This window comes from Streptococcus sp. A11 (assembly GCF_043674225.1).
GTDB lineage: Bacteria > Bacillota > Bacilli > Lactobacillales > Streptococcaceae > Streptococcus > Streptococcus suis_V.
This window is the reverse complement of sequence record NZ_JBIMJS010000021.1, coordinates 1-23,742: the sequence shown is the minus strand read 5'-3', so window position 1 is coordinate 23,742 and position 23,742 is coordinate 1. Positions and strand designations below refer to the sequence as shown.

Annotated in this window: 21 protein-coding genes, 1 tRNA gene and 1 pseudogene; 4 read left to right on the top strand and 19 right to left on the bottom strand. The window is 45.7% G+C overall.

Features of this window, described 5'->3' with window-relative positions:
* Window positions 1-19 precede the first annotated feature (19 nt).
* The 13 genes from yqeH to ACHBIF_RS10195 all read right to left on the bottom strand — a co-directional run bounded on the left by yqeH (window position 20) and on the right by ACHBIF_RS10195 (window position 13,982).
* Window positions 20-1,126, bottom strand: coding sequence for a ribosome biogenesis GTPase YqeH (gene yqeH / locus ACHBIF_RS10255; protein WP_394720330.1), 1,107 nt, complete (start codon window positions 1,124-1,126; stop codon window positions 20-22).
* Window positions 1,127-1,654, bottom strand: coding sequence for a YqeG family HAD IIIA-type phosphatase (locus ACHBIF_RS10250; protein ID WP_105110329.1), 528 nt, complete (start codon window positions 1,652-1,654; stop codon window positions 1,127-1,129).
* A 172-nt stretch (window positions 1,655-1,826) separates the two neighbouring features.
* Window positions 1,827-2,609 (bottom strand): tryptophan synthase subunit alpha, encoded by a 783-nt coding sequence (gene trpA / locus ACHBIF_RS10245; RefSeq protein ID WP_172068021.1) that lies wholly within the window; start codon window positions 2,607-2,609, stop codon window positions 1,827-1,829.
* Window positions 2,609-3,820: a tryptophan synthase subunit beta gene (trpB, locus tag ACHBIF_RS10240; protein ID WP_394720327.1), complete on the bottom strand. Its 1,212-nt coding sequence runs from the start codon at window positions 3,818-3,820 to the stop codon at window positions 2,609-2,611. The genes trpA and trpB overlap by 1 nt, the downstream gene beginning before the upstream one ends.
* Window positions 3,817-4,398 carry a phosphoribosylanthranilate isomerase gene (locus ACHBIF_RS10235; RefSeq protein ID WP_125265428.1) on the bottom strand — a complete coding sequence of 194 codons (582 nt, stop codon included), beginning with the start codon at window positions 4,396-4,398 and terminating at the stop codon, window positions 3,817-3,819. Before ACHBIF_RS10235 ends, trpB begins: the two co-directional genes overlap by 4 nt.
* Complete coding sequence (trpC, locus tag ACHBIF_RS10230; protein ID WP_125265429.1) at window positions 4,385-5,152, bottom strand: indole-3-glycerol phosphate synthase TrpC; 768 nt, start codon at window positions 5,150-5,152, stop codon at window positions 4,385-4,387. The genes ACHBIF_RS10235 and trpC overlap by 14 nt, the downstream gene beginning before the upstream one ends.
* A complete protein-coding gene (gene trpD / locus ACHBIF_RS10225) occupies window positions 5,149-6,153 on the bottom strand; it encodes an anthranilate phosphoribosyltransferase (protein ID WP_394720324.1) in 1,005 nt (334 codons plus the stop codon). Before trpD ends, trpC begins: the two co-directional genes overlap by 4 nt.
* Entirely contained in the window at window positions 6,150-6,716 is a 567-nt protein-coding gene (locus ACHBIF_RS10220; RefSeq protein ID WP_105160102.1) for an aminodeoxychorismate/anthranilate synthase component II, read from the bottom strand. Before ACHBIF_RS10220 ends, trpD begins: the two co-directional genes overlap by 4 nt.
* Complete coding sequence (trpE, locus tag ACHBIF_RS10215) at window positions 6,713-8,071, bottom strand: anthranilate synthase component I (RefSeq protein ID WP_394720321.1); 1,359 nt, start codon at window positions 8,069-8,071, stop codon at window positions 6,713-6,715. The genes ACHBIF_RS10220 and trpE overlap by 4 nt, the downstream gene beginning before the upstream one ends.
* 411 nt (window positions 8,072-8,482) lie before the next feature.
* On the bottom strand, window positions 8,483-10,243 hold the full coding sequence (gene lpdA, locus ACHBIF_RS10210; protein WP_105111453.1) for a dihydrolipoyl dehydrogenase: 1,761 nt from the start codon (window positions 10,241-10,243) through the stop codon (window positions 8,483-8,485).
* A 192-nt stretch (window positions 10,244-10,435) separates the two neighbouring features.
* A complete protein-coding gene (locus tag ACHBIF_RS10205; protein ID WP_105123552.1) occupies window positions 10,436-11,824 on the bottom strand; it encodes a dihydrolipoamide acetyltransferase in 1,389 nt (462 codons plus the stop codon).
* A 141-nt stretch (window positions 11,825-11,965) separates the two neighbouring features.
* Window positions 11,966-12,961 (bottom strand): alpha-ketoacid dehydrogenase subunit beta, encoded by a 996-nt coding sequence (locus ACHBIF_RS10200; RefSeq protein ID WP_105111445.1) that lies wholly within the window; start codon window positions 12,959-12,961, stop codon window positions 11,966-11,968.
* Between the two features lie 52 nt (window positions 12,962-13,013).
* On the bottom strand, window positions 13,014-13,982 hold the full coding sequence (locus ACHBIF_RS10195) for a thiamine pyrophosphate-dependent dehydrogenase E1 component subunit alpha (protein WP_105111446.1): 969 nt from the start codon (window positions 13,980-13,982) through the stop codon (window positions 13,014-13,016).
* A 232-nt stretch (window positions 13,983-14,214) separates the two neighbouring features.
* On the opposite strand from ACHBIF_RS10195, the gene ACHBIF_RS10190 reads away from it, so the two are divergent.
* Window positions 14,215-14,874, top strand: coding sequence for a trimeric intracellular cation channel family protein (locus tag ACHBIF_RS10190; RefSeq protein WP_125265433.1), 660 nt, complete (start codon window positions 14,215-14,217; stop codon window positions 14,872-14,874).
* Between the two features lie 20 nt (window positions 14,875-14,894).
* On the opposite strand, the gene ACHBIF_RS10185 is transcribed toward ACHBIF_RS10190, so the two are convergent.
* From ACHBIF_RS10185 to ACHBIF_RS10165, 5 genes are all read right to left on the bottom strand, one after another.
* A complete protein-coding gene (locus tag ACHBIF_RS10185; protein WP_125265434.1) occupies window positions 14,895-15,560 on the bottom strand; it encodes a colicin lysis protein in 666 nt (221 codons plus the stop codon).
* Window positions 15,561-15,880: 320 nt separating this feature from the next.
* Entirely contained in the window at window positions 15,881-16,510 is a 630-nt protein-coding gene (locus tag ACHBIF_RS10180; RefSeq protein WP_105160108.1) for a copper homeostasis protein CutC, read from the bottom strand.
* A 49-nt stretch (window positions 16,511-16,559) separates the two neighbouring features.
* Complete coding sequence (locus tag ACHBIF_RS10175; RefSeq protein WP_105160104.1) at window positions 16,560-17,468, bottom strand: DMT family transporter; 909 nt, start codon at window positions 17,466-17,468, stop codon at window positions 16,560-16,562.
* 69 nt (window positions 17,469-17,537) lie between these two features.
* The gene (galT, locus tag ACHBIF_RS10170; RefSeq protein ID WP_125265436.1) at window positions 17,538-19,013 is read right to left on the bottom strand and encodes a UDP-glucose--hexose-1-phosphate uridylyltransferase; all 1,476 of its coding nucleotides are present in this window, start codon (window positions 19,011-19,013) and stop codon (window positions 17,538-17,540) included.
* Between the two features lie 25 nt (window positions 19,014-19,038).
* Complete coding sequence (locus ACHBIF_RS10165) at window positions 19,039-20,202, bottom strand: galactokinase (RefSeq protein WP_105160106.1); 1,164 nt, start codon at window positions 20,200-20,202, stop codon at window positions 19,039-19,041.
* Window positions 20,203-20,331: 129 nt separating this feature from the next.
* Between ACHBIF_RS10165 and ACHBIF_RS10160 the strand changes: the two genes are divergently transcribed.
* From ACHBIF_RS10160 to ACHBIF_RS10150, 3 genes and pseudogenes are all read left to right on the top strand, one after another.
* Window positions 20,332-21,330 (top strand): LacI family DNA-binding transcriptional regulator, encoded by a 999-nt coding sequence (locus ACHBIF_RS10160; protein ID WP_125265437.1) that lies wholly within the window; start codon window positions 20,332-20,334, stop codon window positions 21,328-21,330.
* A gap of 61 nt (window positions 21,331-21,391) precedes the next feature.
* Window positions 21,392-22,111, top strand: a pseudogene (locus ACHBIF_RS10155) (transposase); the annotation flags it as partial.
* A 113-nt stretch (window positions 22,112-22,224) separates the two neighbouring features.
* The gene (locus ACHBIF_RS10150; RefSeq protein WP_394720315.1) at window positions 22,225-23,481 is read left to right on the top strand and encodes an ISL3 family transposase; all 1,257 of its coding nucleotides are present in this window, start codon (window positions 22,225-22,227) and stop codon (window positions 23,479-23,481) included.
* A gap of 189 nt (window positions 23,482-23,670) precedes the next feature.
* Here the strand turns inward: ACHBIF_RS10150 and ACHBIF_RS10145 are convergent.
* A tRNA-Pro gene (locus ACHBIF_RS10145) sits at window positions 23,671-23,742 on the bottom strand.

The window sequence follows — 23,742 nt, the reverse complement described above, 5'->3', positions numbered from 1 at the left end:
TGACCCCATTTAGACTTCATTAAATAATAGCCTTGCGAATCACCACATCAACACCCTTTGGAGCCCAGGCAGCAATCTTGGCCTTTTCATTGACACGAATCCAACCAAGTCCTGAGAAGACCACATCCGTCTTCTCGTTGATGGTAAATTCATGGCGGACCAATTCAGGAAATTCTTTCAATTCCTTGCTGGTTGGTGGCACTAAAAGTGTGCCCGCATGTTTCTGGTAAAATTCACTAGCTCCCTGCAACTTGGTCCGGTGGAGCTGGAGCTCATTGTCAAAGAAGGCCGTAAAGCCTTGGCGTTCACCAGCCACAAAGTCAAATCGTCCCAGACCAGCCAAGAACAAGGTTTGTTCTGGATTGAGCTGGTAGGTCTTTGGCTTGATTTCCTTGCGAGGGCTGATGTACTTGAGGTTTTTAGCCGTCAAATAATGGGCCATCTGGTGGCGGTGGATAATTCCTGGCGTGTCATAGATGTATGAACCATCATCCAAAGGAATTTCAATCTTGTCCAGCGTCGTTCCAGGGAAACGTGAAGTCGTAATGACATCCTTGTCCCCTGTGATTTCTTGAATAATAGCGTTAATCAAGGTTGACTTGCCGACATTGGTCACGCCGACCACATAGACATCCCGTCCCTTGCGGCGCTGTTCAATCTTTTCAATCAAGTCCTTGATAGCCTGCTTGTTTTGGGCCGAAGTCAAGACCACATCAACTGGTCGCATGCCGATTTCATGTGCCCGCTCAGTCAACCACTGAGTAACCTTGCCCGTCTTGACAGACTTGGGTAAAATGTCCTGCTTGTTGCCGACCAAAAGCACGTCATTTCCAGAAATAAAGCGAGGCAAGCCAGGAATGACTGAACCATTGAAATCAAAAATATCAATGACATTGACCACCAAGGCATCGCTTTCTCCTACGCTATGGAGGAGTTTCAAGAAGTCATCATCTGAGATATTGACATCTGAAATTTCATTGTAATGGCGCAAACGGAAACACCGCTGACAGTAAAGTTGTCCTGTTTCCAGACCTTTTTCGAGGGCAGATTGGGGAGTAAATCCGGCAATCTCTTTATCTGTCGTCTGAATTTGAGCACCACAACCGATACAAAATAATTCTTCCACTTACATCTCCCTCTTGTAGTCTATTGCTCCATATTTGGCGATGATTTTCTTCATGGTCCGTCGCTCACGCCAACGGTTAATCTGCGTATTGATAGAGTCCGTCTGAATCAGAGGTTTGACCAGTGCCGACTTGAGTCCTGCCCGCTTGGCCGCCCGAATATCTGTCATCAGCTGGTCACCAATCATAATGACCTCGCTAGGCTTGACATCAAAGCGTTTGAGAGCGCGGTTAATGCCGATAGTGAAGGGCTTGAGCGCATAAGATTCAAAGTCAATCTCGAATTTCTCGACCGCGCGCTTGACCCTCTCATATTTGTTATTGGACACGACGACAACTGGAATACCTGCGTCCCGCAAATCATGCAACCACTGGCGCATCTCAGGCGTTCCGTCAGGATTATTCCAAGCAATCAAGGTATTATCTAAATCGACAAACACCACCTTAATCCCATGCTTTTTCAAACTGTCCACCGTCACATCATAAGCCTTTTCCAAGGCAAAATCTGGCATGTAATTCTCTAAACTCACTAATTTCTCCAAAAAATATAATCAGATAATTATAGCATTTTTTCGCAAAAAAAGCGAATAACAAGGGGAACGATCATTTCCGCATCCCATCAAAAAAGACCGACTAGGTCGTATCCTTTCTGAGCATTTTATTGGTCAACGGCATGAGTCCTCGATTCTTCCAGACTTCATTCTATTTCTCCACCCGACTGCCAAATGCCACGAGTTGACGAATTTCTTCTATTTCGCCCTCATGCAGACCTTTGACGATTTTCGAGCCCATAATCACGCCGTCCGATACGCGGTTAAATCGGAGAATATCCTCTTGGCTGGAAACGCCAAATCCTGTTAATACTGGGATAGGAGACAAAGCCCTTAAGCGTTTCAGGTGACCATCCAAGTCCTCACGGTACTGGTTGCTCTTGCCGGTCACGCCATTGATGGCAACGGCGTAAACAAATCCTTCCGCATCCTGCACCAATTCTTGCTGCCGGTCAGTCCCTGTTGTCAAACTAACCAAGCGAATGAGGCATAAATCACTCTTTTCCAGATAGGGACGCAGGATATCCTCATGTTCGTAAGGTAGATCAGGAATAATCAAGCCTTTGACAGAAGTCGTCTCCAAATCGCGGAAAAACTGGTCCAAGCCATATTGAAAAACAGGATTAAAATAAGTCATCAAGATGAGTGGCACCTGACTGGCTTGCCCTTGCAACTGCTTGATAATGTCCAACAGATGGACACCCTTGGCCAAACTGCGTTGCCCCGCCTCCTCAATCACAGGACCGTCCGCAATAGGGTCCGAGAAAGGAACACCGATTTCAATAGCTGAAACGCCTGCCTGCTCCAGAAAATCAATGGTTTCAAATAGTCCATCTAAACCCTTTTCATGGTCACCGGCCATGATGTAGGGAAGGAAAATGCCCTTGCCATTTTCCTTAATATTCCGCAAGTATTTTTCTAGTATTTTTGTCATTATTCTTGGTCCTTTCTTTGGGCAGCTAAGCGTTCCTTGACTTGAGCAACATCCTTGTCACCGCGACCTGATAGGCAGACGATGATGGATTTGTCTAGTCCCAATTCCTTGGCTAAGCGTGGCAGATAGGCGATGGCATGGCTAGATTCTAAAGCTGGAATAATCCCTTCCAAGCGCGACAAGAGTTGGAATCCTTCCAAGGCCTCTTCATCAGTGACAGACACGTAGGTCGCCCGTTCGATAGCATTGAAATAGCTGTGCTCCGGCCCAATTCCCGGGTAATCCAAGCCGGCAGAAATGGAGAATGCCTCCATGATTTGCCCATTTTCATCCTGTAAGACGTCCATAAGCGCGCCGTGTAAAACTCCCGGTTTCCCTTTTGCAAAAGTCGCCGCATGATGCTCTGTGTCCAGACCCAGCCCAGCCGCCTCTACGCCATACATGGCAACGGACTCGTCGTCGACAAAGGGGTAAAAGAGCCCCATGGCATTAGAGCCACCACCGATACAGGCCAAGAGGGCATCGGGCAATTGTCCACCAGAAAGATCTGAAAATTGCTGCTTGGCCTCGCGTCCAATCACGCTTTGGAAGTCCCGGACGATTTCTGGAAAGGGCGCTGGCCCCAACACGGAGCCCATGACATAATGGGTATCTTCAACTTGAGCCACCCAAGCGCGCAGAGCGGCATTGACCGCATCTTTTAGCACACGCGAGCCATCAGTCACCGCATGCACCTTAGCACCCAGCAACTCCATCCGAAAGACATTGAGCGCCTGACGTTTGACATCTTCCTCGCCCATGTAAATGGTACACTCCATACCAAAGAGGGCTGCTGCTGTCGCAGTTGCTACACCGTGCTGACCTGCACCCGTTTCAGCAATAATTTTCTTCTTGCCCATGCGTTTGGCCAAGAGTACCTGTCCCAAAGAATTGTTAATCTTGTGGGCGCCCGTGTGGTTGAGATCTTCTCGTTTGAGGTAAATCTTGGCCCCACCACAATAATCGGTCAAACGTTTAGCGAAATAGAGGGGATTTTCTCTGCCCACATACTGGCGGAGCAAGTGGTCAAATTCCGCTTGAAAAGCAGGGTCCTCCTTGGCTGAACGGTAGGTTTCTTCTAGCTCCAAAACAGCTGTCATCAAGGTTTCCGGCACGAAACGGCCGCCATATTGGCCAAAAAAGCCATCTTTATTGGGTTGTTGATAGGTCATTTTTTCACTCTTTCTATAAATGCTTTAATTTTGACAGGGTCCTTGTGTCCATCCGTCTCTACTCCAGACGAAACGTCTACCGCATAGGGTGAAAACAAGTCTTGTGCCGTGGCAACATTGTCTACGGTCAAGCCACCTGCGATGAAAATCGGCTGTCTGAATTGCTTGCCGGTCAATAATTCCCAGTCAAATGTCTGCCCTGAGCCCGCTATAGGCGCATCGAAAAGCAGATAAGCCGCCTGTGTCTCACTGATATCGTCAGCCTTATCCAACTGAATGGCCCTAATAACAGGAACAGGGACTTGCTGGACATAGCTTTCATCCCAATCGCCGTGAATTTGCACAATATCCAAAGGCACTTGACCAATGGCCAACTGCAATTCTGTCGGGGTCGGACTGACAAAAACACCAACGATTTTCATCCTTTCCGGGATGAGCGTCGCCAATTGATGCGCTCTTTCTAGGCTGACCTGCCGCCTGCTGGGGGCAAAGACAAAGCCCAGATAATCCGCACCGCCCTCGATAGCCGCTCGCACAGCCTCTTCAGTGGATAGGCCACAGATTTTAACCTTTGTCAATGGCCAACTCCTTTACCTTCTGCTGAACATCCTCTGCCTGCATGAGGGCAGTCCCCACCAAAATGGCTTGAAAATGAGGTGCCAGTAAAGCCGCATCTGCCCCACTGAAAATAGCCGATTCAGATACATAGACGGCTTGGTCTTGAAAATGCTTGTTCAAGTCCAAACTGGTTTGTAAATCCGTTTCAAAAGTCGTCAAATTGCGATTGTTCACCCCGATAATCTTGGCACCGATGCGATGAGCAATCTCTAATTCTACCAAGTTATGGATTTCCACCAAGACTTCCAAGCCCAGTTTGCTGGCAAAATCATAGAGTTCCTGCAAACGATTTTCCGGTAAAGCCGCAACAATCAATAAAATCACCGTAGCCCCAGCATTTCGTGCACGAACAATCTGCTTTTCATCAATGATAAAATCCTTGGCCAAGGTTGGAATAGATACCGCCTCTGAAATTTGACGGAGATAGTCAATCTTGCCTTTGAAGAAAACCTCATCCGTCAAGACCGAAATCATGGCCGCCCCCGCCTCTTGATAGGTCCGCGCCTGAGCTAGAATATCAACATCCAGATTAATGGCGCCCAAACTAGGGCTGGCTTTTTTGATCTCGGCAATAATCTGTAGGCACTCAGAATGCTCCTTGACATAGTCGTAGAAAGAATAGGTCTGGCGAAGCGGCTGAACTTCCTCCAAAACAAGTCTAGCCACTTCTTTTTCTTTCTGCTCTAAAATGGTTGGTAAAAATGCTTTTGTCATAGCTGTACCTCTCTGAGTGCCTCTAATTTGGCAAGGGCTGAACCATCCGCCAGCAATTGACGGGCTAGGGTAATGCCATCCTTGATACTGTCTACCTTACCATTGGCAAAAAAGCCCAAACCAGCATTGAGCACCGTTGTTTCCAGATAGGGACTGGCTTGGTTGCGCAAGACGGAAACGAGAATGTTTGCATTTTCCTTGGCATCGCCCCCGCGAATATCAGCTGGCTCCACGCGTTGCATACCCAAATCCTTGTAGGAAAAACTGCCTTGGCTAATCTGCCCATCGGACAAGAGCGTGTAATGATTAGTGCCATACAAGGCCGCCTCGTCCATATTATCAGGACCGGTCACAATCACACCTCGACGCAGGCCCAGACTTTTCATGACCTGAGCCAATTCCAAGTGCAAATCGCCACGGAAAACGCCCATCAATTGGGTATCCAGAGATAACGGATTGGCCAACGGACCTACAATATTCATAATGGTCGGGATACCCAAAGCCTTACGAGCCGGACCGATATAGCGCATGGCTGGGTGCATGGATTGGGCAAAGACGAAGGCCAAACCGACTTCTGACAAGGCACGAGCCAAATTTTCTGGACTAGCTGCGATGTTGATGCCTAATTCTTCCAGAACGTCTGCCGAACCCGACTTGGAGGATACGGAACGGTTACCTCCCTTGGCCAGACGGACACCGCCCGCCGCTAGGATAAATCCTGCTGTTGTTGACACGTTAAAGCTATAAGACTGGTCCCCGCCTGTACCACAATTGCACATGGCATCGGTAAAGGTCTCTGGCAGCTGAATGGCGTGGGCCTTGAGTGATTTGACCACACCTGTAATCTCCTCGACCGTTTCCCCCTTGGTCTTAAATCCCAGCAAGAGCGCTGCAATCTGACTTTCCGACAATTGCCCCTCTAGTATTTGAGCAAAGACCCCTTCCATTTCTGACTGCTGTAAATCCTGTCTGGCTGCTATTTTTTCGTAAATTGCTTTCATCTGATTACCTCTTTCACAAACGCTTCAATCATCTTGAGCCCATCTGGCGTACCGATACTTTCTGGATGATATTGCAGACCATAAATGGGTAAAGTCACATGCTGGATGGCCATAATTTCCCCATCGTCTAGCGTGCGCGCCGTTACCTGAAAATCCTTTGGCATCTCCGTAACGACAATGGAATGGTAGCGCATGATGGTCACTTCCTTTTCCAAACCTGCAAACAAGGGCGACGATGCCTCCAAATTCATCTGGCTCTGCTTGCCATGCATGACCTGTCGCGCCAGACCAAGCTGACCGCCAAAAACCTCTGCAATAGCCTGATGACCTAGACAAATCCCCAAAATCGGTTTCTTCCCAGCAAAGGCTGCAATCATCTCTTCCATTTTACCCGCGTCTGCTGGCCAACCCGGTCCCGGAGAAAAGACCAGACCATCTGCCTTTTCGGCCTCTACAAAGAGTTGCTGGTCATCATTTCGCAAGACCTTAATCTCTGTAAAAGCTCCCACATATTGGGCCAAATTATAGGTAAAGGAATCGTAGTTATCAATAATGAGAATCATGGCAAATCTCCTATTCTAGTCATGGCCTTGGCCTTGTTGACCGTCTCTTGGTATTCATTTCCCGGAATGCTGTCGTAGACAATTCCTGCGCCCGCTTGAACATAGGCCATCTGATTTTTGATAATCATAGTCCGAATGGCAATGGCAAAATCCATATCACCAGAGGCAGATAGATAACCGATGGCACCTGCATAAACACCGCGCTTTTCCTTTTCCAGTTGGTAAATCCGTTGCATGGCACGAATTTTCGGTGCGCCTGATACCGTACCTGCTGGCAAGGTCGATTTGAGAGCGTCTAGTGGACTGAGTTCTGATAATAGCTGCCCTTTGACAATACTGGTTAAATGCATGACATAGCGAAAGAGCTCCACCTCCATGTACTTGGTCACTCGAACACTGCCGATTTGAGCAATCCGCCCCAAATCATTTCGCCCCAAATCAACCAACATCTGGTGCTCCGCCACCTCTTTCTGATCAGCTAACAAATCCGCCGCCAACGCCTTATCTGCCTCTTCATCCAGACCACGCGGACGTGTCCCCGCAATGGGATTTGTCGTCACCAGACCATCCTTGACAGAAACCAAACTTTCTGGGCTAGCTCCGATAATCTGATAGTCCCCGAAATCATAAAAGTATAGGTAATTTGAAGGATTGGTCACCCGCAAATTCCGGTAATAATCCAGTGGCTTGCCAGAAATTGGTGCCGAGAACCGCTGACTAAGAACACATTGGAACATATCCCCCTGACGAATGAGCTCCTTGGCTTTTGTCACCATCCCCTCAAATTCTTCTTTTTCCAGATGATTACGGAAAGACAAGGAATGAAGGTCATGCGGTTCAAATTCAGCCGGATGCGCCTGTTTGAGCGACTGCAAGACTTGCTCCAAAGCGCTAGCCATTTCCTGTTCATTTCGACCGCTGTAGATATTGTCCTCATGTATGGAAATGGTCTCTTTTTTATGGTCAAAGACCAAATAGGACTCATAGATGAAAAAGTGCATATCTGGCGTGCCAATCGGATCAGCCGGAATGTCGCCAATGTTTTCATAGAGGCTAATCATGTCATAACCAAGGAAACCGATGGCACCACCGCTAAAGGGACCGGCATCCGCTACTGGATGTTTACCCGTAAATTCCTGTAGATAATCCAGTGGGTCGGCATCAATAACTTTGCCATTCCGTGTCAAGATGCCATTTTCAAATTTAATCTCATAAACCGGGTTATAAGCCACAATGGAAAAACGAGCATTTTCCTTGTCTCTGGGAATAGACTCCAAAATCATCTTGTGCTGCCCCTCTAGGCGCATATAGGCTAAAATCGGGCTTAAAATATCTGCCGATAAACTTGTTTTCATATAGAACCCCTCTCACGAACACAAAAAACCTCGCACAGAAAAAATCTGTGCGAGGGCGTCTAATCATAGCTAGCGCGGTGCCACCTCCATTGACAAGAGTAGCCAAAAAGCCCTTGTCATCTCAAGCTCCTCCAACAAGAAGCCGCACGGTAAGGGGTGCCAACCGGAAGGATATTGTTTACCTTCTCTTATTTTCCATCAGCCCATTTCAACTTCGTCTGCTACTGGCTCGCAACAACCGCCAGTTTTCTGGAAACAAACCTGAAGTCTACTTCTTCTGATTGCTATTATTTTACACTATTATTTCTATATGTCAATCTTTTTTTCAGAATTTTTTTAAAATATTCGGATATTCGGATTTTCAACTCTACACAAAAAAAGGACTGGACAAGGTCCAATCCTGTGTGATGATTATTTACGTTTTGGTGGGTTGTGGATTGCCACGCCAAGAACATCAAGGAAGGCTTCATACATAACTTCTGAGAAGGTTGGGTGACCGTGGATAGATGCTGCCACGTCGTCAACTGTCAACTCAGATTCCATGATAGTCGCTGCTTCATTGATCATTTCTGCAGCAACTGGACCGATGATATGAACACCAAGCACTTCATGGTATTTCTTATCAGCAATAACTTTTACGAAACCATGTGCTTCGTTAGATGCAATGGCACGACCGTTACCAGTAAAGCTGTTGCGACCAACAAGGATGTTGTCTTTACCATATTTCTCAATTGCTTGGTCTTCTGTCAAACCAACCATAGCGATTTCTGGGTGTGTGTAGACCGCAGCTGGAGTGAAGTCCAAATGAGCTTTGTGGTGGTTACCAAGGATAGCATTTTCAGCAGCCACTTCACCCATACGGTAAGCAGCGTGAGCAAGCATCTTCGTACCGTTGACATCACCTGGTGCGTAGATACCTGGGATAGATGTTTCTTGGTATTCGTTAACCTTGATACGACCACGGTCTAGTTCAAGGTTAAGATTTTCAAGACCAGCCAATTGTGGTACACGACCGATAGAAAGAAGGGCTTTTTCAGAAATGATTTCTGAACCGTCGTTAAGCTTGATAGTCAATTGGTTGTTAGCTTCAACGATTTCAGATACACCAACTGAGGTCAAGAATTTCATACCTTTCTTAGAAAGGACTTTTTGCAATTCAACAGACACTTCGCGGTCCATACCTGGAATGATACGATCAGCCATTTCAACAACTGTTACTTCTGTACCGTATGATGCGTAAACCAAACCAAGTTCCACACCGACTACGCCACCACCCATAACAGTGAGTGACTTAGGAATTTCACGTAAGTCAAGAATATCATCAGAAGTCAATACCAACTTAGAATCGATACCTGGGATATTGATGCGGGATACTTTAGAACCTGTTGCAAGAACGATACTACGACCTTTGATGACCTTGTCGCCGATGACAACAGTCTTGTCAGGGTTTACTTGACCAAGACCGTTGAAGATAGTCACCTTGTTAGCTTTCAAGAGACCTGCTACACCGCCTGTCAAGGTCTTCACAACCTTGTTCTTGAAGTCAACTGTCTTGTCCATATCAACGGTGTAGTTTGTTGAAGCAAGGTTGATACCACGCTCAGCCGCAATCTTCAAGCCGTCAAGGATTTCAGCGTTTTTGAGGTAAGTCTTAGTTGGGATACAACCCTTGTTCAAGCAGGTACCGCCAAATTCTGATTTCTCAACGATAGCGATTTTACCGCCTAATTGAGCACCACGAATAGCTGCATAGTAACCAGCAGGGCCACCACCGACAACAACCATGTCGTACTCGTCAGCTGCCAATTCAGCCTTAGGAGCTTGTGGAGCTGCTGCAGGAGCTGCAGGCACTTCCAAACCAGCTGCTTTCAAATCAGCAGTTGCTTGAGCAACCTCAGCTGGAGCTGGTGCAGCACCCACTTCTACAGATTCGCCTTCTGCACCAAGGTATGCAATGACTTCAGTTACAGGAACAGTTGCACCGTTACCGTGAACGATTTTCAAAAGAACACCTGAATCTTCAGCTTCTAGCTCCATGCTAGTCTTGTCAGACATCATTTCCAAAATCACATCGCCTTCATTGACGAAATCACCTTCAGCTTTTTTCCACTCGATGATTTCACCTTCTTGCATGTCCACACCGAGTTTCGGCATAATAATTTCAATTGCCATAATTATGATACAAAGAACGTCCAAATGCGACTGAATTTTAGGAGTCCAACGCAGGATGATCATATCCAAGGCGGACTATCTAAATTCCGAGCATTTAGTTCGTGTTCAAATGTCACGAACCCGTTCTACATCCTTTCTTTGTTTTCTAATCAGAAATCTAATTCTCTAGTTTAAACCAATGGAGATCTTATCTTAGATCAACAATTCAAGCGGGTTTTCCAACAAGTTCTTGAGGTCAACCATGAATTTCGCGCCGTTCATACCATCAACAATACGGTGGTCAATGGTCAAGCAGAGTGCCATGATTGGACGGATTTTGATTTCACCGTCGATGACAACCGGTGTTTGAACCGTTGACGCCACACCAAGGATAGCAGAGTTTGGTTGGTTGATGATTGGGTTAAAGGTCTTAGTTCCAAACATACCCAAGTTTGTGATAGAGAATGTCGAACCAGACATTTCAGCACCCTTCAACTTACCAGATTGCGCTTTCTTGATGACATCTTTGGATGCAACCACGAATTCAGACAAGCTCATCTTATCTGCACCGTGAACAACTGGTACAATCAGACCTTCATCCAAACCAACAGCGATACCAAGGTTAACGAACTTGTGCAATTCGATTTCTTGCGCATCGTTGATGAGAGACGCATTCATGTAACGGTGTTCTTCTTTCATAAGCGTACGAACAACTGCAAGACCGATCAAGTCTGTGAAGGTTACTTTAAGACCTGTCTTGTTCATGATTGGTTCAAGAACCTGCTTACGAAGTGCCATGAGGTTGGTCATGTCAATGTCGTAGTTCAGCGTGAAGGTTGGTGCAGTCAAGTGAGAGTTAACCATACCTTTCGAAATAGCCTTACGCATTGGACTCATCTTGATGATTTCAACGCCTTCTGGCAATTCTTTGACTGATTTTTCTTCTGCTTTAGGACTAGCTGCTGCTTCAACCGCTGGAGCTGGTGCAACAAGGGCAAGAACGTCTTCTTTCTTGATTTTACCGTTGACACCTGTTCCTGTCACAGTTGTCAAATCAACACCCAGGTCAGCTGCAATACGAGCTGCAAGTGGAGTAGCCTTAGGAGCCGCACCCTTGAAGTCTTCAACGTCAGACTTGTGGACACGACCATTGGCACCCGTACCAGGTACTAAACCAAGGTCGATACCCAAATCACGCGCCAATTTACGAGCTGCTGGAGTTGCACGAACTTTACCACCACCTTGCGGTTTCGCAGCCACTGCTGGAGTTACAATAACCGGTGTACGGCTAGCAGGAACTTCTTCGATAGCTGCTGCTGGCTCAACCGCTGGAGCAGAGCTACCAGCCGCTTCCACTGTTTCACCTTCTGCACCGAGATAGGCAATGACTTCCGTTACTGGAACTGTCGCACCATTTCCATGCACAATTTTCAAGAGAACGCCTGACTCTTCAGCTTCCAATTCCATGCTGGTTTTATCAGACATCATTTCCAAGATGACGTCGCCTTCATTGACGAAATCGCCTTCCTGTTTTTTCCACTCGATGATTTCACCTTCTTGCATGTCCACACCGAGCTTAGGCATAATAATTTCAATTGCCATATTTAAGATACCAGGGCCCAACAGAGAGTGACTGGAAATGAGAAATTCCTAAAAATTCCTGATTTCCCAACTCTCCGGCCGGGTTCAATTCCTTTCTTTCAGTTTCTTACGTTTCATTCTTGTTTATAACAAGATTTTCTCTTAACCCTTGTTAACTTGTTTGTAGATTGCCGCTTTGATTTTCTCTACGTTTGGCAATACAGCATTTTCAAGAACGTTTGCGTAAGGAACTGGTACATCGTCTGAAGCGATACGGATGATTGGTGCATCCAAGTAGTCAAAGGCTTCACTTTCAGTGATGATTGATGCGATTTCACCGATGAAACCACCTGTTTTGTAAGCATCGTTGACCAAGATAACCTTACCAGTTTTCTTCACTGATTCGATGATCAATTCTTTATCCAATGGGATAAGGGTACGTGGGTCAACCACTTCAACGCTGATGCCTTCTGCAGCCACTTCATCAGCAGCTTGGATTGCACGCTCAAGCATACGACCGTAGGAGATGATAGTCACATCTGTACCTTCGCGCTTGATATCCCCTTTACCAAGTGGGATATAGAAATCTGGGTCCAAGTTAACTTCTTCTTTTTTACCGTAGAGAGCTTTTGGCTCCAAGAAGATAACTGGGTTGTTGTCAAGGATTGATGATTTCAACAGACCTTTTGCATCGTTAGCAGTACCTGGTGCAACCACCTTGATACCTGGGATGTGCGTCAACCAAGCTTCAAGAGATTGTGAGTGCTGAGCCGCAGAACCGATACCTGAGCCTGAAGCCACACGGAAGGTTACAGGCGTTTTCAAACCACCACCAAACATGTAGTTGGTTTTAGCAGCTTGGTTAACAATCGCATCAAGGGCAATGGTTACGAAGTCCATGAAAGTCAAGTCAACGATTGGACGAAGACCAGTTTGAGCCGCACCAACCGCAGAACCAGCGATTGCAGCCTCAGAGATAGGCGTGTCGCGAACGCGTTTTGGACCAAATTCGTCCAACATACCAACAGATGTACCGAAGTCACCGCCGTAGATACCGACGTCTTCACCCATCAAGAATACTTTTTCATCCTTACGCATTTCTTCGCTTTGAGCCAAGTTAATCGCTTCACGCAAGGCCATTACTTTTGTTTCAGCCATTTTTACAATTTCTCCTACTTATAAAAAATTTTTCTTCAATCTAGACTGTAGACTAGTCCACAAAAACGTCTTCGTATGCAATTGAAATATCTGGATCTGGGCTTTCTTGTGCGAATTTCACAGCTGCCTCAACTTGTTCAGCAACTTGTGCTTCGATTGCATCCAATTCTTCGTCGGTAGCAATTTTGTTTTCAGTCAAATACTTGCGGTATTTCTTAAGCGGATCTTTTGCTTTCCACTCGTTAACTTCTTCTTTTGTACGGTAAACACCAGCATCGGCTGTTGAGTGACCAAACCAACGATAAGATTCAACCTCAACCATGGCTGGACCGTTACCTGCACGAACATATTCGATAACTTCTTGCATTTTCTCGTAAACAGCAACCACATCGTTACCATCTTCGATATAGTGACCTGGCATACCATAAGCCGCTGCACGAAGGTAAAGGTGAGGAATCTTCGTGGAGTAAGAAATATCAGTTGAGATACCGTAGCGGTTGTTTGTGATAAAGAAGATAACTGGCAAATTCCAAACAGCTGCCAAGTTCATTGACTCATGGAAAGAACCTTCGTTCGTCGCTGAGTCACCTGAGAAGGCGATAACGATATTATCTGTACCAAGGTATTGTTGGGTCAAAGCCGCACCAACAGCCAGGGCATAACCACCACCTACGATACCGTTAGAACCGAAGTTCCCTTTTTCAACGTTGGCCAAGTGCATGGAACCACCACGGCCTTTAGATGTACCAGTTGCCTTACCAGCAAGCTCTGCCATCATACCGTTGATATCAATACCTTTTGCAATGACGTGACCGTGACCACGGTGGTGAGAGAAGATAATATCTTGGTCTGTCAAGCTAGCAATCGGACCTACCGCTGCTGCTTCTTCACCAACTGAGAAGTGAGTCATACCTTGTACAAAGCCACGACGCACTAATTTGTTCAACTTCATGTCAACATCACGAATTTGCTGCATTTTCAAGAACATATCCAAATGTTGCTCTTTTGAAATAGATACCATAATTTCCTCCAAAGGTTTTTTCTCTTTCCTTACTATGATAGACCTTTTTTTCACAAATGGCAAATTTTTGAACCGTTTTCCATTTTCTTGTAAACTTTCTGAAAACCTTGATTTCGTTCACTTTTTCACAAAAATGTCGACAAGGACGCACCTGATAAAGTTCTTTTTATCACAAACTTTTTTCTCTTGAACTTCCAATTGTTTCTATGGTAAACTAGAGGTGGAGGTAGGTATGGATTTTGAGCTATTTCTTATCATTTGTAACTACATAGGGACAATCGCTTTTGCTGTTTCAGGTGCCGTTAAAGGTTTCAGAAAAAAACTAGATATATTTGGGATTTCTCTCCTCAGTCTGATGACAGCTGTGGGAGGTGGTATTATTCGAGATATCATGGCCAATCGTATTCCAACTGCTCTGACGGACCCTTCAGCCATCTACTTATCCGTTGTCGTGGCCATTCTACTCTATCTCTGCGCCATTCATATCCGACAGGATACACCTCTTGACAAGCGGGCCCTGATTCTCCTTGCCCAAACCAACCTCATCTTCGACGCGATAGGTCTGGCGATTTTCGCCCTAATCGGGGCCAACACTGGCATAGAGTTACAGCTAAATGCTGTGACAACAGGTATTCTTGCGACCCTGACTGGAGTTGGTGGTGGCATTGTCCGAGACTTATTGGTCAATGAGACCCCTATTGTCCTTCGAGAGGACGTTTATGCTGTCTTGGCCCTATTTTCCGGTATGATTTACCATATCTGTGTGGTCAATTGGCAAGTACCTCAAATTCCTACCTTTATTACTATATTTGTCATCTCTTTGATTATCCGACTGCTAGTCATCAAATACAAAATCAATCTTCCCAACATGGATAGAAAACCAAAGGCCTGAGCATCAACTCAAGCCTTTTACTATTGTGCTTCTATCTGAATCCAGGTCAAACTGTTCAGATCAAAAACTGGTGATTCTGCTTCTATCTCAGGAACAGGACCCAATCCCGGAATATGTTCGTCATATTGATAGAGCTTGGATTGACCAGCAACCTCATAAAGATAGCTACCATCTTGTAGGGGACGGAGAATGGCCTCCTCACCTATTTCAGGACCGATATGACGGAAACTGTCAACCAGGCGTAAGAGGTCCCCTCCACCATACAGAGTATAGAGGTCAATCAGCACATAACTATCTGATTTTTTCAGAGCAATGATCAGATCTTCAACCCCATCTTGGTTAAAATCATACAGGCTATAGAAAGCGCCAGCATAGATTTCCGGCTGATGAACCAAGAATAATTGGGTGCTGACCTGTTCGGGATTGATAGCTTCTGGTTGGGCAAGACTAGCTTGGTAATTTCCGATGACGTCCTGATAAATTACTGGTAAGGAAAAACCTTGCTGAGCAGAAGACCCCGCCTCTTGCTCACTTGAACCAACCGATATCTCTTCTGATTCCGTTGGAGCAGAAGTTTGAGTAGACGTTTCTGTCTCAGTAGTAGTGGACTGCAAATCTGCTGGCTGACAAGCAGCTAGAAATGTCATAGCCCCCAAGAGCAGACCAAGATATTTTACCCTCTTCATAGAAACCTCCAAATGTTCTTTCTATTCTTAGTATAACAAATATTCTGAGGCTTGTATAGGATTTGGAGAGCCAGAACGAATAACCCCTGACTCTCATAACATATCTGAAGTCAGTCACCCCTTTCAAACTAGCTCAATAGTAACAGCATTCTTTGTCTCCAATCTACAGATAGTTCAATGCTCATAGTTCTCGCTCCATCCCCGATAAAATATAAAAAAGAAAGAAAACACCCGACAAATGCCGGGCGCCTTCAGGAGATTATATGAAAAAGAATAAATAGAGTATACTGAAGCCTCCTTAAAGAAAACTTAAAGTTTTCTTACCAAAACAATTTTGTTCCATGGACTTGGTCAATCGGTAGCTTGTTGACCAATTCTGGAACGTTATTCACCGTCAATCCACCACCAATAAGGATTTGAATTTTTCCCTTGGCATAAGTCACAATCTCGTTTAGCCAGTCAATGTTTTCCAAAGCACAACCAGACAGATTACCCCGCGTTAAAATCCGCGTCACACCGTGTGCTGCCAGCCAATCAATGGCCTCAAATTGTCTCCTGCGTGGTATTTGATCAAAGGCCATGTGAAAAACAACTTCGCACCCTTCAGACACGGCCAATAATTTCTCCAAAGCGACCTCGTCCAGCCAATTTTCCTCGGTCAACAGACCATAAACCAGACCGTCCGAACCCAGTTTCTTGGCCACCTTACAATCTTCTACCATCATGTCCACTTCCACCTCATCATAACAGAAATTCCCGCCACGGGGGCGAATCATGGTCATGACCGTCGCATCATTTTCATGGGCCAGTTGACAAACGTAATCAATCACCGCATAGCTAGGTGTCGTTCCACCGACTGCCAAATTATCGCACAACTCCACTCGTTGCGCCCCTAAAGAAAGGGCACGCGCTACGTCAATATGGTTCTCCGAACAAAATTCTCTAAGCATATTTTCTCCTTTGTAAGCCTTTTCTTTTAGTATAACAAAAAAGAGCATCTTAACCAATACTCTTTCGTGAAATCACTAAATCTTTCAGGGAAATCAGTAGAACAGCCACCAAAATCAGCACCATCCCCAAAAAATCAATGGGATAAAATTGCTCATTAACTAGCCAAACGGCAAAAAAGACCGATGCGACCGGCTCAATCGAAGCCAACAGACTGCCCTTGACCGGACCGACCATGCTGACGCCCTTGAGAAAGGCCGTATAGGCAAAAATGGTACCAACACCAACAATTCCCAACATGCCCAAGAGACTACCACCGTCCACGGGAAGGCTCTGGCCCCAGGTCCTAAAGGCAAAAACTGCCACCAAACCACCCATCAGCATGCCAATCCCAATGACCACCATACTTCCATATTGGCGAATATAGCGACTAGGCAGGATGATATAGAGGGCGTAAGTGAAGGCTGAGAAAATCCCCCATGCCAGACCAAGCGGTGTCACCGCCAGCTTGTCCAATTGCCCATGTGTCGCAATCAGAAATGTACCTACTACAGCAAGAGCAATCGACATCAATTCAACCGCTGTCGGCTTTTGTCGGTCCCGCAGACAGGTATAACCCAAGACCAAAATAGGACAGAGGTATTGCAAAACCGTTGCCGTACCGGCATTTGTATAGTAAATGGCTTGTAGATAAGCGATTTGATTGAGTACCAAGCCCAGCATGGCAAAGAGGAAAATCCCGAGCAGGGCTTTTTTATTTTTCAAAACAGCCATCAACTGGTCCCTACTGGTCAAATAGGCCACGCCCAGCAGAACCACGCCCGAAATCACCAAACGCAGGGTCGTAATCATCTCAACCGTCACCCCACGCGTCATCAAATATTGCCCACTGACTCCCGACAAACCCCAAGCAATACCTGCCACAAGCGTAATGAAAGTCCCAATTTTTGAATTTTTCATATCTACTCCTTTGATAACTTTTACTATTATAACAAAAAGAGCAGGCATCTGCCTACCCTTCGAAAGTTATTATACAACCCCCACAAACTCGACAAACCTTCTAAAGGCAACTTGGCCTTCTGGTGTGCGTTTGTAGACGCCAGCATCTTCAAGTACACGGGCAAAGATTTGTCCCACGGACGTGCGGACAATCTCTTGGACATTTTCAGCGGTAATTGAGCTGTGAGCGGCCTTCAAGCGGTCTGCCCAGTCTTGGTGATAGACTGCCACTTGACTGTCCTGCCCCAGCAGGAATTTCTCCACCTCGGCCAACTCCGCCTTAAGGCGCGGTGGCAAGATGGCCAAGCCCATGACTTCAATTAAGCCGATATTTTCTTTCTTGATATGCTGAACATCTGGATGAGGATGGTAGATGCCATCTGGGAATTCCTCCGAGGTCTGATTGTCGCGGAGGACCAAGTCCAGCTCATAACGACCGTCACGCTTGCGGGCAATCGGTGTAATGGTATGATGCGGTACTCCATTCGTCTCAGCCTTAATTCCAACCAAGTCATCTGAATAGCTCCGCCATTTTTCCAAAATCTTAGCCGCCAAACCAAGCAGCGCCGTCCGATCGCTGGAAGTCAAACGGATGACCGACATGGGCCACTTGACCAGTCCAGCCTGTACACCTTCAAAGCCTGTAAACGTCAGCTCCTGCTCAATCGGCGCCTCATCCATGGGGAAGGTGTGCCGACCGCCCTGATAGTGATTGTGGGTCAAGATAGAGCCACCAGAAATCGGCAAATCCGAATTGGAACCGACAAAATAACCCGGCAAAAGGTCAATCAAATCCAAGAGTTGCTCAAAGGTCTGTGGCGTAATAGCCATTGGCACATGCTCAGCATTGAGGAAAATGGCATGCTCATTAAAATAAGCATAGGGCGAATACTGAAAGCCCCAGTTCTCCTGCCCCAACTGAAGACGAATAATCCGGTGATTCGCACGAGCAGGATGATTGATCCGCCCCTGATAGCCCTCATTTTCCATACAGAGCAGGCATTTAGGATAATTACTTGCTTCTGCTAATTTGGCCGCCGCAATGGCTTTCGGATCCTTCTCTGGTTTGGACAAGTTGATGGTGATTTCCAGATTGCCATAATCTGTCGGTACTTGGTAATAGATATTTTTGGCAACAGCTGCTAGCTTGATATAATCATTGCGCTTGCTGAGGTCATAGAAAGCCGCAATAGCCTGCTCCGGACTATTTTCATAGGTCGCCCAAAATTGACGGTTGACCTGACTAGGAGCCGGTGTCACCAAGTCCATCAGACTAGCCCCAACCATGTCCTGCTCCTCCAAGAGTTCCCCAACTTGACCAGCCTCAAGAGCCGATGCCAACAAGGCATCTTTGAGGGCAATCATATCCGTCAGCTCCGTCTCAATGTCCAAGACCTGCTCGCCAACCAAAGCCAAAACCCGATTGCGCAGATAGAGACGGTCCATCTCCTCAAAGTCACTATGAACAATCGCTTGCTCCACAAATGTATCTACCAGATTTGCCATCGTCTCTCCTTCATCATTTCACATCTTACAAAACGGTTGAACCGCCAGCAATTTCTGCCACATAAAAGCTAGGTGCATAGCCGACCACTTCTGTGTAGGTCTTGCCAACATTTTCCTTAAAGGCCTCTACCTTATCCTTGTGGACAATGGCAATGCCACAGCCACCAAATCCTGCTCCCGTCATCCTCGCCCCGAGAACGCCCTCTTGTTGCCAAGCGGTGTGGGCCAACGTATCCAATTCCAGACCGGTCACTTCATAATCATGCTCCAAGGACACATGTGAGGCATTGACCAGACGACCGAATTTTGCCAAATCACCAGCTTCAAGCGCTGCCCGAGCCTGCAAGGTCCGTTGATTTTCCAGAACGGCATGGCGCGCCCGTTTGAGACGGTTTTCGTCCTTAATCAAGTAAGCATATTCGTCAAAAGTCCATTCGTCCAACTCACCCAAGGTCTCGATAGAGAGGACAGAATTGAGCTCTTCCACCGCTTTTTCACATTCCGCACGGCGCTCATTGTACTTAGAATCTGCCAATTCACGGCGCTTATTGGTATTCATGATAACAATGACATGGTCGCCCAAATCCAGCGGCACCAAGTCATATTCCAACGTATTGGTATCTAGGTAAATCGCCTTATTGTCCGCACCCATACCGATAGCAAATTGGTCCATGATTCCTGAATTAACCCCGATGAACTGATTTTCCGTCAATTTTCCGATTTTAACCAAATCAAGGCGAGTCAAGTCTAACTTGTATAGCTCCTCCGCAATAATCCCAATCAGCAGTTCCAAAGAGGCTGATGAGGACAGGCCAGACCCATTTGGAATATTGCCATAGATATAGACGTCCATACCCGAGTCAATCGTATGTCCAGCCTCCTGCAAGAACTTAAGTACGCCCTTGGCGTAGTTGGTCCAGTTATGGGCCTTGTCATAGACTAAATTGCCCAAATCCACCTCAATAATACCCAATTCCTCAAAATTGGCAGAGTAAAAGCGCAGGACTTGGTCATCACGCTTGCGGGCTGCACCATAGGTCCCCAAAGTAATGGCAGCTGGGAAAACATGACCGCCGTTGTAGTCCGTGTGTTCACCAATCAGGTTAATTCGACCTGGCGAGAAGAATGCCGCGTCCGCTTCTTGACCAAATACATCCTGAAAGGCTTGTGTGATTTGTTCCTTGTTCATAAGAACCTCCTTGAATTGTAATCGATTTCTTTTATTTTATATCTAAAAAAAGACCTTGTCAAGAATTTACTAAAATTTTACTAATCTTTTCTATTGTGCTATAATCAAAGAAAAAGAAAGGGGAAAGCCATGGTCACTATCAAAGAAATTGCAGTTAGAGCACAGCTCTCATCCGCCACTATTTCCAGAGTTCTCAATGGAGATAACAGCCTATCCGTCAGTCCAGAAACTCGCGAACGCATCCTAGACTTGGCTCAAGAAATGGGCTATACCAAACATTTGAAAAAGCAGGCGCCCCAACAAAAAGGCACCATCGGACTTGTCCAATGGTACACAGAAAGCGAGGAATTAGCCGACCTCTACTATTACTCTATCCGCGTCAGCATCGAGCGCGAGGCTAGCCGACTGGGCTATCAGCTCATCCTCTCCTTCAACGACCTGAGCAATCCGCTCCTGGCCGAGGTTAACGGCATCATCGCAGTGGGCAAATTTTCTTCTAGGCAAATAGCAGAGCTGACCAGCTTGTCTCCTCATCTGGTCTTTGTGGACAGTGATACTCTGACCGAAGGGTTCTCCTGTGTAACCACTGATTTTAACCACTCGGTTCAAACCGTCATCAATCATTTTCGCAGTCAAGGTATCGCTGACATCGGACTGCTAGTCGGGCAGGAAAAGACCTCCGACGGACAAGACCTACCTGCCGACCCCCGCTTGCTCAGCTATCATGACTATCTGTCCACCTTGGGCATCTACAAAGAAAATTACTGCTATATCGGGAAATTTTCCACCCAGTCAGGCTACGAACTGATGACCCGTGCAATACAAGAATTGGGCGACGACCTGCCACCAGCCTTCTTCATGGCCAACGATACGCTGGCTGTCGGTGCTTTGCGAGCCCTACAAGAGCGGCAAATTGAGGTTCCTGATCGTGTTCAAATCATCACCTTCAACGACACCGCCATCACTCGTCAAGTCTATCCGGCACTCTCCTCTATCAGCGTTTTCACGGAGGAAATGGGCCTTGAAGCTATGCAACTCTTGGACCGCATCATTGCAAATCCAACCACCCACCACCCACGAAAAATCAAACTCAGAACGACATTGACCATTAGAGAAAGTTCATATTAAAAAAGGCTCTTTGTCAACAGTTGTAGGTGGGCGAAAATGACTTTTACGCGATTTCTAACCTGTCTGGAATAGCGTAAAAATCAACACTATGGACATGTTTAGCCCATGTTATCAGCTGGCTAACCCCTTCGCTTTCTAATTTCCAAGCTCAGGCTGAAATAGTCTCCCAGACTATTTCACTCCCGCATGCCAAAATCGTCCTTGATCGCTTTCATATTGTTCAACAACTTAGCCGTGCTATGAACCGTGTTCGTATTCAAATTATGAATCAATTCGACAGAAAATCGCACGAATACCGAGCCTTAAAACGCTACTGGAAATTGATACAACAAGATAGCCGTAAACTCAGCGATAAACGATTTTATCGCCCTATGTTTCGAATGTATTTGACTAACAAGGAAATACTTGAAAAACTACTGACTTGTTCAGAGGAACTACGACAACACTATCAACTCTATCAGCTTCTCTTATTTCATTTCCAAGAGAAGAACTCAGACCATTTCTTTGACATAATTGAACAGGAACTAGCCACTGTTAATCCTATTTTCCAGACGGTATTTAAGACATTTCTAAAGGATAAAGACAAGGTTTTGAATGCCATGGAATTGCCTTATTCCAACGCCAAACTGGAAGCTACCAACAATCTCATCAAAGTCATTAAGAGAAATGCCTTTGGTTTCAGGAAGATGAGAACTTTAAAAAACGCATTTTGATTGCTTTGAACAGTGAAAAGGGCTGGGGAGAGCCCTATTCAGCTTATCTCCTAAAAACAGCTCTATAATTTCTGTAGTGGGTAAATCCACTGTAGAGATTATGTAGCCTTTTTGAGTGTATACAAAAAATCCCATATGACCTATAATGAAAAGCAACCACACTCACATTAGAAAGACTCATATGGAACAACTTTATCATACCACAAAACTAATTGGAATCAAAGACAAAAACATCAAAATTCTCTTCGTTTTAAAACATCAGACCCATCTGGAAATTCGGGCAAGGCTGGATTATGACAGCCCTAGCTGTCCTCATTGCCAAGGAAAGTGTATCAAGTACGACTTTCAAAAGTCGTCAAAGATTCCGATTTTGGATTGTCAGGGCTTTCCGACCCTCCTCTTGCTTAAGAAACGGCGGTTTCAATGCAAATCTTGCCAAAAAGTGACTGTAGCTGAGACAGCTCTAGTCAAGAAAAACTGTCAGATTTCCCAACCTATTTGGAAGAAAGTGACACAACTCCATACAGAAAACATGACCAATATAGCCATCGCTAAGAGATTACATATCTCCGTATCGGTCGTCCAGAGGAAACTGGCTCAGTTTCAATTTGAGCATGATTTTACGACATTACCAAAAGTCTTGAGCTGGGATGAATTTAGTCGGAACAAGGGAAAACTCGCCTTTATTGCTCAGGATTTTGAGACGAGATCGATTGTGACCATTCTTGACAACAACCGCCAAACCACCATCAAGAACTATTTCTACAAGTATCCTAGGGCGGTCAGAGAAACTGTCGAGGTCGTAACAGTGGACATGTCGGGTAGCTATATTCCTATCATCAAACAGTTATTTCCAAATGCGAAAATTGTTCTTGATAGATTTCACATTATCCAACACCTGAGCCGTGCTATGATGACGACTAGAATTGATATTATGAAGACTTTCGATACGCGTTCCCTACCTTATCGATCCATGAAAAATCACTGGCGTATTCTCCAAAAAGATAGTCGTAAACTGTCTCTGAATCGCTTCTTTTCTCGCACTTTCGGGCAAACAGTAACACCGAAAGAGGTTGTCCAGAAGACATTGAATTTCTCTGTGGAACTGAAATTCTATTACGAACTCTACCAGGTCCTTCTCTTCCATTTCCAAGAGAAGAACTCGAAACATTTCTTCGAGCTTCTAGAGGACAACCTGAATCTTGTCAATCCAACCTTTAGGACTGTTTTTAAGACATTTCTAAAATATAAAACTTACATCACGAACGCCATGGAACTTCCATGTTCCAACGCTAAACTGGAAGCGACCAATAAACTCATCAAAGACATTAAGAGGCAAGCGTTTGGCTTTAGGAACTTTACGAACTTTAAAACCAAGATATATATTGCTTTAAACATCAAAAATGAGAGAACGAAGTTCGTCCTCTCTAGGTGTTAGCTTTTCATCTACCCACTACAGTTGACAAAGAGCCCTAAAAACTAGAAAGAGATAAAGAAAGAGAGAACGAAGTTCGTCCTCTCTAGGTCTTAGCTTTTCATCTACCCACTAAAGTTGACAAAGAGCTTAAATTTTTTGAACAGTAAAATCAAAAAAGAATGCCCAATGAGCACTCTTTGATTTGTAACATCGGGAAGACAGGATTCGAACCTGCGACACCTTGGTCCCAAACCAAGTACTCTACCAAGCTGAGCTACTTCC

Excerpts from the sequence above, each read along its gene's own strand:
- trpA (WP_172068021.1), bottom strand. The coding sequence starts at position 2,609 with ATGACAAAAATACTAGAAAAATACTTGCGGAATATTAAGGAAAATGGC.
- trpB (WP_394720327.1), bottom strand. The coding sequence starts at position 3,820 with ATGACCTATCAACAACCCAATAAAGATGGCTTTTTTGGCCAATATGGC.
- trpC (WP_125265429.1), bottom strand. The coding sequence starts at position 5,152 with ATGACAAAAGCATTTTTACCAACCATTTTAGAGCAGAAAGAAAAAGAA.
- trpD (WP_394720324.1), bottom strand. The coding sequence starts at position 6,153 with ATGAAAGCAATTTACGAAAAAATAGCAGCCAGACAGGATTTACAGCAG.
- ACHBIF_RS10220 (WP_105160102.1), bottom strand. The coding sequence starts at position 6,716 with ATGATTCTCATTATTGATAACTACGATTCCTTTACCTATAATTTGGCC.
- trpE (WP_394720321.1), bottom strand. The coding sequence starts at position 8,071 with ATGAAAACAAGTTTATCGGCAGATATTTTAAGCCCGATTTTAGCCTAT.
- lpdA (WP_105111453.1), bottom strand. The coding sequence starts at position 10,243 with ATGGCAATTGAAATTATTATGCCGAAACTCGGTGTGGACATGCAAGAA.
- ACHBIF_RS10205 (WP_105123552.1), bottom strand. The coding sequence starts at position 11,824 with ATGGCAATTGAAATTATTATGCCTAAGCTCGGTGTGGACATGCAAGAA.
- ACHBIF_RS10200 (WP_105111445.1), bottom strand. The coding sequence starts at position 12,961 with ATGGCTGAAACAAAAGTAATGGCCTTGCGTGAAGCGATTAACTTGGCT.
- ACHBIF_RS10195 (WP_105111446.1), bottom strand. The coding sequence starts at position 13,982 with ATGGTATCTATTTCAAAAGAGCAACATTTGGATATGTTCTTGAAAATG.
- ACHBIF_RS10190 (WP_125265433.1), top strand. The coding sequence starts at position 14,215 with ATGGATTTTGAGCTATTTCTTATCATTTGTAACTACATAGGGACAATC.
- ACHBIF_RS10185 (WP_125265434.1), bottom strand. The coding sequence starts at position 15,560 with ATGAAGAGGGTAAAATATCTTGGTCTGCTCTTGGGGGCTATGACATTT.
- ACHBIF_RS10180 (WP_105160108.1), bottom strand. The coding sequence starts at position 16,510 with ATGCTTAGAGAATTTTGTTCGGAGAACCATATTGACGTAGCGCGTGCC.
- ACHBIF_RS10175 (WP_105160104.1), bottom strand. The coding sequence starts at position 17,468 with ATGAAAAATTCAAAAATTGGGACTTTCATTACGCTTGTGGCAGGTATT.
- galT (WP_125265436.1), bottom strand. The coding sequence starts at position 19,013 with ATGGCAAATCTGGTAGATACATTTGTGGAGCAAGCGATTGTTCATAGT.
- ACHBIF_RS10165 (WP_105160106.1), bottom strand. The coding sequence starts at position 20,202 with ATGAACAAGGAACAAATCACACAAGCCTTTCAGGATGTATTTGGTCAA.
- ACHBIF_RS10160 (WP_125265437.1), top strand. The coding sequence starts at position 20,332 with ATGGTCACTATCAAAGAAATTGCAGTTAGAGCACAGCTCTCATCCGCC.
- ACHBIF_RS10150 (WP_394720315.1), top strand. The coding sequence starts at position 22,225 with ATGGAACAACTTTATCATACCACAAAACTAATTGGAATCAAAGACAAA.